General features: G+C 33.9%; 12 protein-coding genes. 6 read left to right on the top strand and 6 right to left on the bottom strand.

The window, feature by feature from the left end:
- Complete coding sequence (locus Q0770_RS10340; protein ID WP_299117456.1) at positions 1 to 663, top strand: ABC transporter ATP-binding protein; 663 nt, start codon at positions 1 to 3, stop codon at positions 661 to 663.
- A 45-nt stretch (positions 664 to 708) separates the two neighbouring features.
- Here Q0770_RS10340 and Q0770_RS10335 read toward each other — a convergent pair whose 3' ends face one another.
- The 4 genes from Q0770_RS10335 to Q0770_RS10325 form a co-directional block, all read right to left on the bottom strand.
- Positions 709 to 2,511 carry a serine hydrolase gene (locus Q0770_RS10335; RefSeq protein ID WP_299116635.1) on the bottom strand — a complete coding sequence of 601 codons (1,803 nt, stop codon included), beginning with the start codon at positions 2,509 to 2,511 and terminating at the stop codon, positions 709 to 711.
- Positions 2,512 to 2,599: 88 nt separating this feature from the next.
- Positions 2,600 to 2,953, bottom strand: a complete 354-nt coding sequence (locus Q0770_RS14725; RefSeq protein WP_368667009.1) for a hypothetical protein — start codon at positions 2,951 to 2,953, stop codon at positions 2,600 to 2,602.
- Positions 2,950 to 3,123: a hypothetical protein gene (locus tag Q0770_RS10330; protein WP_299116633.1), complete on the bottom strand. Its 174-nt coding sequence runs from the start codon at positions 3,121 to 3,123 to the stop codon at positions 2,950 to 2,952. Before Q0770_RS10330 ends, Q0770_RS14725 begins: the two co-directional genes overlap by 4 nt.
- 38 nt (positions 3,124 to 3,161) lie before the next feature.
- Positions 3,162 to 4,439 (bottom strand): ammonium transporter, encoded by a 1,278-nt coding sequence (locus Q0770_RS10325; protein WP_299116631.1) that lies wholly within the window; start codon positions 4,437 to 4,439, stop codon positions 3,162 to 3,164.
- Positions 4,440 to 4,650: 211 nt separating this feature from the next.
- Here Q0770_RS10325 and fumC point away from each other — a divergent pair, with 211 nt between their 5' ends.
- The 3 genes from fumC to Q0770_RS10310 all read left to right on the top strand — a co-directional run bounded on the left by fumC (position 4,651) and on the right by Q0770_RS10310 (position 7,969).
- On the top strand, positions 4,651 to 6,048 hold the full coding sequence (fumC, locus tag Q0770_RS10320; protein WP_299116629.1) for a class II fumarate hydratase: 1,398 nt from the start codon (positions 4,651 to 4,653) through the stop codon (positions 6,046 to 6,048).
- A gap of 123 nt (positions 6,049 to 6,171) precedes the next feature.
- Entirely contained in the window at positions 6,172 to 7,407 is a 1,236-nt protein-coding gene (gene hutI, locus Q0770_RS10315) for an imidazolonepropionase (protein ID WP_299116627.1), read from the top strand.
- Positions 7,391 to 7,969, top strand: a complete 579-nt coding sequence (locus Q0770_RS10310) for a hypothetical protein (RefSeq protein ID WP_299116625.1) — start codon at positions 7,391 to 7,393, stop codon at positions 7,967 to 7,969. The genes hutI and Q0770_RS10310 overlap by 17 nt, the downstream gene beginning before the upstream one ends.
- Before the next feature lie 54 nt (positions 7,970 to 8,023).
- Here the strand turns inward: Q0770_RS10310 and Q0770_RS10305 are convergent, their stop codons facing one another.
- Positions 8,024 to 8,908 (bottom strand): chromosome partitioning protein ParA, encoded by an 885-nt coding sequence (locus tag Q0770_RS10305; RefSeq protein ID WP_299116623.1) that lies wholly within the window; start codon positions 8,906 to 8,908, stop codon positions 8,024 to 8,026.
- A 99-nt stretch (positions 8,909 to 9,007) separates the two neighbouring features.
- Between Q0770_RS10305 and Q0770_RS10300 the strand changes: the two genes are divergently transcribed.
- Positions 9,008 to 10,027, top strand: a complete 1,020-nt coding sequence (locus Q0770_RS10300; protein ID WP_299116621.1) for a formimidoylglutamase — start codon at positions 9,008 to 9,010, stop codon at positions 10,025 to 10,027.
- Complete coding sequence (locus tag Q0770_RS10295; protein ID WP_299116619.1) at positions 10,017 to 10,484, top strand: GNAT family N-acetyltransferase; 468 nt, start codon at positions 10,017 to 10,019, stop codon at positions 10,482 to 10,484. Before Q0770_RS10300 ends, Q0770_RS10295 begins: the two co-directional genes overlap by 11 nt.
- Here Q0770_RS10295 and Q0770_RS10290 read toward each other — a convergent pair.
- Positions 10,481 to 12,175 (bottom strand): hypothetical protein, encoded by a 1,695-nt coding sequence (locus Q0770_RS10290; RefSeq protein WP_299116617.1) that lies wholly within the window; start codon positions 12,173 to 12,175, stop codon positions 10,481 to 10,483. The two genes, Q0770_RS10295 and Q0770_RS10290, sit on opposite strands and share 4 nt — an antisense overlap.
- Positions 12,176 to 12,270 lie beyond the last annotated feature (95 nt).

The raw sequence follows: 12,270 nt of genomic DNA, 5'->3' as shown, positions 1-12,270 counted from the left end.
ATCATTTCAGCTAAGCAAATTTTTAAAGCTTATAAAGAGCTACAAGTCTTAAAAGGTGTAGATATAACCATAGCGGAAAGTGAAATCATATCTATTGTTGGCGCTTCTGGAGCAGGTAAAACAACGCTATTACAAATTCTTGGCACCTTAGACAAACCTGATTACAAAGATGATACGCAGCTTATAATCAACGGTACGGCAATAAATCAACTTAATGATAAAGCTTTGGCTCAATTTAGAAATACTAATATTGGGTTTATCTTTCAGTTTCATCAGTTGTTACCAGAGTTTACAGCTTTAGAAAATGTTTGCATACCTGCTTTTATAAACAGAATACCAAAAGCTGATGCCGAAAAACGTGCAAAAGAGTTACTCTCCTATTTAGGATTATCAGAACGCATACATCATAAGCCAAATTCTATGTCTGGTGGTGAGCAACAACGCGTAGCTGTAGCAAGAGCGTTAATAAACAACCCTAAAATTATATTTGCTGATGAGCCTTCTGGAAATTTAGACAGTGAATCTGCAGAACAGCTACATCAACTCTTCTTTAAACTTCGAGAAGAGTTTAAACAAACTTTTGTTATTGTTACTCATAACCAAGAATTAGCAGCTATGGCTGACAGAAAACTAACAATGGTAGATGGTAAAATAATAGGCTAGATAAATTTAATTATCCAGCCCAATTTGTTGTAAAAAATTATTTAACTATTCTTTTTTTGTTGCTTTAAATACGCCATTTGGCTGTATAAACTTTACATCTGTAATTTTATCATCAGTTTCAATAAATTCAACTTTATAGCCATCAAGAATCTTAAGATTAAACTTATGCTCAGCAGTTGGTACAAGTTCATATTCTGGTTGACCTTCTAAGAAAGCATAGAGTACATTTTCGTCTTTGATATACATCTTGATTTCTGTACCAGCTAAATCATATTTACCAACATATTTTGCTAAAGTTTCAGTATCTACATCTATAGTATTTGGCGTACGCTTAAAAACAATAGCATCGGTAGTCGGTTCTATAGACGTTGATAATGATTCTATATCACCTGCTTCACTAGTCTTGAAATTGACCTTTAAAGAGTTACCAATTGCTGTTGAATCTACCTTGCCATCAGAGTAATCTATCATTTCAAATGTGTCGTAATGGAAATGATGAATATATTGACGTTTATTGTTCAAAGTCGTTACTAATGAATCATTTTCCAGTTTTATTTCAAACTTACCATAACCCTTATTTTCATAAAAACCTGTATAATCTAATTTTGCATGAGATGGTCTTGTGTTTTTTACATTAGAAAGTTCTTTATCTTCATTCACTTTCTCTTGAGCTTCAATAGCTTTAGCCATATCTTCTTTATGCTTTTTTGCCCATTCTGTTTTTTCAACTTTAAGCATATAATCTGCTACAGTATTTCTAACTAATCTTGGCACTGCTGACCCATTTTGATTGGTTAGGACGACAACTCCTATTTTATCGGAAGGATAGAAACCAACACTCGCTGAAAAACCATCAATATTACCACCATGTTCTACCATATAATGGCCTTTGTATGAATGCAAAAACCAGCCGTAACCATAATTCGCAAAATGCACTCCTGGCAACTCTTCACTTGGCCTTGCACTTGCAACTACAGCTTGAGAACTCATCGCTTCTTTAATATAATCTTCTGGGATAATTTGTTCGTCGTTATATTTTCCATTGTTTATCCAAGTGATTAACCACTTTGTCATATCATTAACACTACTATTTATGCTTCCAGCGGGTGACATACCTGATATATCATAATAGTCCATTTTCTCAATACTACGATCTTCATCAAGAGTATAGCCTATCGCAGCGTTAGAGCTTTCTTTCATACCAGAGATCATTGTCTTAGAACGATTCATACCAAGAGGTTTGAAAAATTTATCTTCTATATTTTCTTCCCATGACTTACCAGTAATCTTTTCTGTAATGACGCCTTGAAGTAAAAAACCAAAATTGTTATAATACCATTTTTGTCTAACCCCTGTAAATGGTTCATGATGCTTTAATCTTGTAATCAAACTGTCTTTATTTTTGCTTGGAAAAAAATACCACGCTCCGTCATGTCTTGGCAATCCTGTCGTATGACGCATTAAATCTTTAATAATAATACCATTATTCATTTCATCATTAAAAAACTCTAAATCTGGCACATATTGTCTTGGGCTATCATTAAATGAAAGCTCTTTATCTTCTCTCAGTAATCCCAATAACGAAGATGTAAATGCTTTTGTAGATGAACCAATAGCATATAATGTATTGGCATTTGCGGGAATTTTATTTTCGTAATCGCTATAACCAAAACCTTTGGCATAAATTACTTTATCTCCTTCTACAATAGCAACTGCAAATCCTGGAGCTTTTGTACTTTCGAGTATAGAGTTAAAATGTTTTTCAATACCTTTTAAGCGCTTATCGGTTTGCGTATATATACTTATTGTAAAAAGTAAAAGTATTAGACCTAGAATATAATTTTTCATTTTGGATTGGTTTAAGGATGTATGACAAGTTAGTATACAAAAACCATATTATGTTACTGAATATTGAAAATAAGAGTTTCTAAATTCTCTATTTTTTTAAAATTCCTAAATAAGCTTCCCATGGTCCAACATTAGATTTGTATTGTTTAGCCATGACTCTAGAGATTTGAGCAATATGTGCTAAATCATGCACTACCCAAGTAGAAAGTAATTGCTCTAGTGTGACTTCTCCTAACTCAGGATGCTCGCCTTTAAGTTTTAAATCTTCCGGTTTAATATTTAATGATTTTAATTCTATCAGGTTATTTTTTCTTAGAATTTTGAATTCATTAATTAATTCTGAAACAATTGTATTTTGGTTTTCATTAAACTGTGCAAATCGGTCAAATGGCTCAAATAACTTACGCTTTGATGGACTTAAAATTATCTTGGCTCTAACTATCCAATCGGTTTTTTCACCAAATATAAGATGTCCAAGAATATCATATGGACTCCAAGTTTTTCACCTTCATTAGACTTTAACCAATCGTTAGATAGATTTTCAAGGAAAGATTCTAGAATAACAGGAGTCTTTTCTAATAGTTCTATTGATTTATTTAAATCAAACTTCATTTATATTAACTTTTCAAGCTTATAAATATATAGCAAATCTACTCAATCTGCTCTCCATGCTGACTTAAGTCAAGACCTCTCTCCTCTTGGTCATCCCTTACTCTCATTTTTAGTAGCTTATCAACCATAAAGAATAATAGATAACTACCACCAAACGTAAATACAGCAGTTATAAATAAGGCTATTATATGGTAATAAAAAGTTGTCGTCTCACCATAAACCAAACCGACATTGGCTGCAAAAACAGCTGTTAAAATCATCCCTACAACACCGCCTATACCATGAGACGGAAAAACGTCTAATGTGTCATCTATACTGGTTTTATTTTTGAGATGTATCATCCAGTTTGATATAATAGCTGCAACAAAACCAATAAGGATAGATTGCCCGATGTTAACAAATCCTGCTGCAGGAGTAATCGCCACAAGCCCAACAACAGCACCTATGCATGCCCCAACTGCAGACATTTTACGACCCATAAAGCGCTCGTAAAATAACCACGCTATCATAGCAGTTGCGGAAGCCACATTAGTATTGGCAAAAGCAATAACGGCATCTCCATTAGCACCTAACGCAGAGCCAGCATTAAAACCAAACCAACCAAACCAAAGCAGTCCAGTACCCAAAATAACATAAGGCACGTTAGCATGACTTTCTTCAGCTTTTTTGCGCTTACCTAAATAAATTGCACCTGCCAATGCAGCAAAGCCAGCAGACATATGAACAACTGTACCACCAGCAAAGTCAAGTACTCCCCAATTTCGGAGTAAACCATCTGGATGCCATGTCATGTGAGCCAATGGACTATATATAAATAGGCTGAATAGCACCATAAATAGAATATAACTTCTAAATCTAATTCGGCCTGCAAAACTTCCAGTAATTAGAGCTGGAGTTATTATGGCAAACTTTAATTGAAATAAAGCATACAATAGAAAAGGTATCGTTTCAGAAAAATCCGGATTAGGTTCAATACCAACATTTTTGAAATTTAGATACGTCAATGGATTACCAATAATACCTCCCATACTCTCTCCAAAAGCTAAGCTAAAACCTACTAAAACCCAGAGTACACTTATAACACCCAAGGCTACAAAACTTTGAAGCATGGTTGAAATAATATTTTTCTTGTTTATCATCCCCCCATAAAAGAAGGATAAACCTGGTGTCATTAGTAGCACAAATGCACTTGCTACAAGCATCCAAGCAGTATCTCCCTTATCAATTGTAGAAGATAATTCTTGATAACTCGTAGCTGTAAATGCACAAAAAATAACAATAAGTGTTAGGACAATGAAGTTGATTTTCTTTCCCATTTGGAGTAATAAAATAGTTAGTTAGTGTTACGTCATATAGATGCTAGCAAATTACTTTTTATGTACTTGAAAATCAATGCATATTTCATAAAAATAGTTTCACTTTTTTCAGAAATCCATAATTTGCACTTAAATTTTTCAGCAGCTATTCGTGGTAAAAACATACGATTAGTTGTACCTTTGCATTAGTACAAAATAATCAACATCTAAGATGAGTTACAGAATAGAAAAAGACACAATGGGCGAAGTAAAAGTGCCTGCTGACAAACTTTGGGGCGCACAAACTGAACGCTCTAGAAATAACTTTAAAATTGGCACTCCAGCTTCTATGCCTTTAGAAGTTGTTTATGGTTTTGCTTATCTAAAAAAGGCTGCAGCTTATACAAATTGTGAGCTTGGCGTTTTAGCAGAAGAAAAACGTGATTTGATTGCTCAAGCTTGTGATGAAATTTTGGACGGGAAGCATGACGATCAATTTCCATTGGTAATTTGGCAAACAGGTTCTGGTACACAAAGCAATATGAATGTTAATGAGGTTATTGCCAATCGTGCACATCAAATAGCTGGCAACATTATAGGTGAAGGTAAAAAAACCATTCAGCCAAACGATGATGTCAACAAGTCACAATCATCTAACGATACATTCCCTACAGGTATGCATATTGCAGCTTATAAAAAAGTTGTTGAAACTACCATTCCTGGAATCATTCAATTAAGAAATACACTTCACAAAAAATCTTTAGAATTTAAAGATTGTGTAAAGATTGGACGTACGCACCTTATGGACGCTACACCTTTGACCTTAGGTCAAGAATTTTCTGGTTATGTATCACAATTAGACCACGGTATTATAGCTTTAGAGAATACGTTAAAACATTTAAGTGAACTCGCATTAGGTGGAACTGCCGTAGGTACTGGATTAAACACACCAGTAGGCTATGATGTTTTAGTGGCTAAATATATTGCAGAATTTACCAATTTACCATTTGTTACTGCTAAAAATAAGTTTGAAGCTCTTGCAGCACATGACGCAATAGTAGAGACTCATGGCGCTTTAAAACAAGTTGCCGTGTCTTTAAATAAAATTGCAAACGATATAAGAATGATGGCTTCTGGTCCACGTTCTGGTATTGGCGAAATTATAATTCCTGCTAATGAACCAGGAAGCTCAATTATGCCTGGAAAAGTAAATCCAACTCAATGTGAAGCTTTAACCATGGTATGCGCACAAGTTATGGGTAATGATGTTGCAGTAACTGTCGGAGGTACACAGGGGCATTACGAGCTTAATGTATTTAAACCTATGATGGCAGCTAATCTTTTACAATCTGCTCAGTTAATTGGTGATGCATGCGTGAGTTTTGATGAACATTGCGCTACTGGTATTGAACCAAACCACAGTGTTATAAAAGAACTCCTAAACAACTCTTTAATGTTAGTCACTGCTTTAAATACTAAAATAGGTTACTATAAAGCGGCTGAAATTGCAAACACAGCGCATAAAAACGGAACCACTTTAAAAGAAGAGGCTGTACGTTTAGGGTATGTAACTCCTGAACAATATGACGAATGGGTGAAACCAGAAGACATGACAGGAAGTTTGAAATAATAATCACTAAATATATAATTAAACTGCCATTTTAATCTGTATTAAAGTGGCAGTTTTCTTTTATAAGAATCCTAAAGAATTTTTGTAACTTTAAATCCTTTTCAAACCCTAAACTTCCAACCATTGTCTATACTCATCAAAAACATAAAACAACTTGTTCAAGTTCACGAGAACAGTGTAACCATTGTCAAAGGTGAGGATATGAAAAAGCTTCCAATAATTGAGAATGCTTATTTATATATACAAGACGATACTATTGTAGAATTTGGTACTATGGATTTTTGCAAAGGTATTGATGCAGAAACCATAATTGATGCTACTGGTAAAATTGTCTTACCATCTTGGTGCGATTCTCACACGCACATTGTTTATGCTGGTAATCGTGTTCCCGAATTTGTAGACAGAATTAATGGTATGAGTTATGCTGAAATTGCTAATCGAGGTGGTGGAATCCTTAACTCTGCAAAGCAACTTCAAGACACTTCTGAAGACGACTTATATGAGCAATCAATACAACGTTTAGATGAAATGATTGCCATGGGTACTGGTGCTGTGGAAATTAAAACAGGATATGGACTTACAGTTGATGCTGAGCTAAAAATGCTAAAAGTTATAAAACGTATTAAACAGGATAGTTTAGCAAAAATTGCGCCTACGCTTTTAGCTGCTCATGCTATTCCTTCTGAATATAAAGGCGACAAAGAAGCTTATATTAATAAAATCATTAAGGAGTTAATACCGAAAGCTTCTGCGCTTCGAGTTGCAAAATATATTGATGTCTTTTGTGAAGAAGGTTATTTTTCGGTTGAAGACACTAAGAAAATTCTGGAAACTGGGAAAAAGCACCATCTAATACCAAAAATACATGTTAACCAATTTAATATTCTAGGCGGTGTAAAACTTGGTGTTGACTACAAAGCTTTATCTGTCGACCATTTAGAAGAATTAAATCAAGATGATATTGATGCTTTAAAATCGAGCCATACAATGCCAGTTGCTTTGCCTGCATGCTCTTACTTTTTAGGTATCCCTTATACACCAGCAAGAGCTATTATTGATGCTGGACTGCCATTAGCTATAGCTACAGATTACAATCCAGGGTCTACACCAAGTGGTAATATGAATTTTGTGGTAAGCTCAGCGTGCATAAAATTAAAAATGACTCCAGAAGAAGCTATTAATGCTGCCACAGTAAATGGCGCTTACGCCATGGGTTTCAGCAATATGTATGGCAGCATTACACGTGGTAAAAAAGCCAATATCATTATTACCAAACCAATGGATAGTTATGCACAAATTCCTTATGAATTTGCACATAATCCAATTGATACAGTAATTATCAATGGACAACTCCTTTAGTTTTCAGCTTTCAAAAGATAAAACATTATCTAAGCTTGTTATTGATTTAGGTATTACTTCCTTTATTGATTTGTACAAGCATGTTCATCAATTACCTTATGGTCGCAATTCTAATAGGTCTGATTTAGAGCTTGTTATTAAAGAGAAAATGGGCACTTGTTCTTCTAAACATGCCTTTTTAAAACAAGTCGCTATTGAAAATGATTTTGATAAGCTATCACTATGGATTGGCATTTATAAAATGAATGCAAAAAACACAAAAGGCATAAATTCTGTATTAGATGAATACAATCTGGATTATATCCCAGAAGCGCACTGCTATCTAAAGTATAATAACAAACGTTATGACATTACTTTTCCTGAAAGTACAAGTCTAAAATTTGAAGATTCTCTTTTAATTGAAGAAGAAATAGTCCCTGAACAAATAGGCATTTATAAAGTGAAAATGCATCAGGAATATTTAAAGAAATGGGTAGAAACATCCAATATTCCATATTCTTTTGGAGACATATGGCAGATTAGAGAAAACTGCATTCTAGCTTTACAAAACAAAAAAGCCTGATGTGTTCATCTGCATCAGGCTTTTTCAATAAACTAACCAACCAATTTATAATTTCTATCTCAGTGTAAACTCAGATGTAGAAATTAATTCGCTTTCATTAAATACATTGACTACGTAGCGTCCTTTCTCGAATTTTTCATCACCAGCAGGGGCAACAAACTCGCATATATTTAAGTTTCTGTTTTCATAATTAAAACGACTAATCAAACTATAGTTAAGCACTTGCTCTTCAAATTCTACTTGATTATTAGCACCCAAAACATTGTCTTGTGGATCAATTATTTGCACATATAGTTCTTTATCTCCTGCATCTGCTAAAGCATTTTTTGCAACAGTATAGCATACTCTTATTTTGTCACTACGTCTTGCGCGCTCAGTAGGAATAAGTTTTCCACTGCTTCTTTCTATAACACCAAAACCTTTAAGACCAATTGTCTGTAATGCACCAGCATCTTTTACAACATCTGCCAATTCAGTATTTTGTACTAAAAGAGAATCTGTAAATGCAGAACGTTCTGCTAATTGAATTTGCGTACTATCAAGTGTAGTCGCTAATAATTCATTTTCAACTTTTAAACGGTCATTTTCTTCTAATAACACATCCATTTCTTCCTGTAAAGCCAAGTATTTTTTCTTATACCTCCATAAGCTTCCAACACTATTCTGAGACACTTTTAAAGAATCCATTAAGCCCTGGATACGCTCTCTAGCTTCAACAAGTTTACCGTTTGCAATTTCATTTTCACCAATTGCAGAGTCATACTGCTTAGCCATGACATTTAAGTCATTCATCACTTGTTTTTTCTCTTTTACAAGAGTAGCTTCAGTTTCCTTTTTTTCACTGTAAAGCTTAGAGGCATAAAATCCTGTTCCTAAAAATAAGGCGAGTAAAATCCCTAACCCTACTTTTAATCCTATGTTATTGCTTGTTCCGCTCATAATTCTAGTTTTTAAGTTATTTTAATTCTTGTTTTTTTAATCTTTAATTAAGGTCTATAACAGATTAAACTGTAATTTTATTTAAATTTTGAATCTTAAATGCAAAATCTAATTCAATTTAAATCAGAAGACCGTAATCTGTTTGTCAAAACTCGCAAAGGCGAGACCAAATTTGGTGAACATGTTCGGCTGATTAACAACCTCACTAACATATACGACGACATTTTAGCATTGGATGTTGACTATGTTATTTTTGGTATTTCTGAAGATATCGGAGTGATTGCAAATCACGGTAAATCAGGTACATACAAGGCTTGGGAAGCGTCAATAAAAATTTTGTTAAATACACAAAGTAATGCCTTTATTAATCCAAAACGTATCTTAATTTTAGGTCATTTGGATTATACAGAGCAATTAGAACAAGTAAAAGATGTGTCTTTATCTAATAAAAAACGGATTGCTCTTGCTAGAAAGCTGACAGAAACTGTAGATGCAGATGTATCTCATCTAATGTTTTCAATAATCAAAGCTGGCAAAACACCTATTATAATTGGTGGAGGCCATAACAATGCATATGGCAATATAAAAGGTGCTTCTTTGGCAATAAATCAACCAATGAATGTCGTTAACTTTGATGCGCATCATGATTTTAGACCAGAAGAAGGCAGACATAGTGGTAATGGCTTTAGTTATGCTTATAACGAAGGCTTTCTGAAAAATTACTTCATCTTTGGTTTACATGAAAACTATGTTTCTCAAAACAGTTTAAATACCTTAAACGAAACAAAATCTATTGCGTATAATACGTTCGAAGCTATTAATGTTAGGAAAGAAGTGCGATTTAAGTCTGAAATTACACGTGCATTATCTCATGTTTCCAAATCAAATTTTGGAATTGAAATCGACTGTGACGCTATAGAAAATGTACCTAGTAGTGCAATGACACCTAGTGGGTTTTCTACTACTCAAGCTAGACGTTTTGTAAATGAATTTGGTTCAAATAAAAATGCAACTTATCTGCATATATGTGAAGCTGCGCCAATCAAAAAGACTGAAGCTATGGTCGGAAAACTCATTTCTTATCTCATTACAGATTTTATAAAAGCTCATGGAGGTTGAAATAATTGGTTACAATACTAAATACAAACAGTACTTCTACGATTATAATATAGAATGGCTGGAGACTTTCTTTTACGTAGAACCCTATGATAGAGAAGTCCTTAGCAAACCTGAAATTTACATTATAGATAAAGGTGGACATATCTTTTTTGCGAAAAATGATGTGGCAATTCTTGGCACTGTAGCATTGATGCCAACTCATGAAGATGGTATATTAGAATTAACAAAAATGGCTGTATTACCCGAAGCTCGTGGGCAAAAGATTGGGCAAAAATTATTACAGCACTGTATAGATTTTGCTAAAGAACAACAATTAAAAGCACTACTGCTCTACTCAAATACCAAATTAGAAAATGCCATATATCTCTATCGCAAATATGGTTTTATAGAATTGGAATTGGAAAAAGATAATCCTTATGAACGTGCAGATATTAAGATGCTGCTGAAATTTACCTAATTACCCAAAGCTTTTAATGAATCTAACTTACGTTGTAAAGCTTCAATTTGCTCGGAGTTATCATTAATTTTTGGTTCTATCTTTAAAGAGTCAATGCTCTGCTGTAAATCTCGGTCATCTATAGGTTTCTCATTAAAATAATAACCAATACCTTCACTAGAGCGCCATGCTTCATTTAGCTGGCTATATACCATTTCGTCCCAAGTGCTAGGATGCTTTACATCTATCCATATAACATCACGATACTCGCTGTCAATTAATACTAAATCTGGAGTAGCAGAGCCATCAAATTGTTCAGCATTGGTATCGCTTATTGAAGAGATAGTTCCAAGAAAAAACATGCGTTTACGACCAGCTATCTCTTTAATGTAAGGTCTAAATTCAACAGGTGTACTTGCTTTCCAATCATATTCTTTACGAGATTCTTTAACCTTTAATGGCATCGCAGAAACACCCGCATAACCTTGTTTTTTACTCGCATGATCATAATAAAACAAATTATCAGAACCATCCGCAGGTATAAACACACTATAACTTAAACTTGTGCGCTCTAATCCAATTGGTTCTAAACCAAACCAATGGTATAAGCCACTGTAGGCATTTGTATTGCTCTCTACAAAGTCAAAATCTGTAACATAAGGCTGTTGATTTTGGTCTTTTGGCATGTCAGGAATTTTTACAGCTGTTTCCATGTTCCATGGCAATGGGTCACTAAAACCACCTAAAAACTTCAAAGACTCTGCTTGTAGCTGAGATACTTTTTCAGACAAGGTATTTTGCTTGTTTAAAAATGGGTAATTCTTAATGTCATCAGGACTCACAAAAGTACCTTTACCAATAGTAATACGCTCCAAATAATCATTAAAATCATGCTCACCATTATCTACAATCATCACACCTCCAAAGGTTGGATATGGAAAGAAAAAACCTTTCCATTTAATCAAACTTACCACTTGTACCCAATCGCCATTATCGTTCTTCATGTAAAAGGTATCACTAGGTTCATAATTGAATAACATCCAAGGATTAAAACGCTGTACCACAGCATTATAAGTATTCCTACTAAACTTTAAAGTTTCACCTATAGAAAATGTCACAGGTATTCTGTTTTCATTAGAAAAACGAGGAAACGGTGTTGTACTACTTACAGAAAATACTTCTTCAGTATTATCACTAATACGTTGCATGATATATTTTTCTGAAGGTTGTATAGCCATGGTCCATTTGTTCTCATCATCTACTCTAACTAAGTGAGGCAAGGACACATCTTTGGTCTCTCCTACACTTTCATTAGCCATAGAAAATATATTTCGCAATGGCTGTATACGTTCGTTTTGCGTAAGTGGTAGTTCGTGTATTTCAACTTTATTCAAATTATTGAAAACATTATACGTTTTCATATAATCGTACATACCATAATGCCATCCAAAAGCGTATAAAATTCCAAAAAAGACAATGAGTAAACCTAATATTCCTAAACGTCCACCAGTACTTGCTGTTTTACGAAACTTGCGTAAACCTAAAATCAATACCAATAGGCAAATAACAATTATGAAAATGTATTTTCTTAAAAAAAGCAATACAGGTTGGTAGTCATCTCGTAAAACAAAAAGCGCAATAAGTAGCACTAAGCTCAGTATTACAGTAATGATTTTTTGTTTTCGCCCTTTTTTCCAGTATGATTTTATCATAGTTTGTCTTTTGTCATTCTGATTTTTATTTCAGAATCTTGTACTAAACATTAACTTAATGAGATACTGAAACAAGTCCAGCATGACACTGCATA

Source organism: uncultured Winogradskyella sp. (assembly GCF_947501905.1).
GTDB lineage: Bacteria > Bacteroidota > Bacteroidia > Flavobacteriales > Flavobacteriaceae > Winogradskyella.
This window is presented reverse-complemented; position numbering and strand designations above follow the sequence as displayed.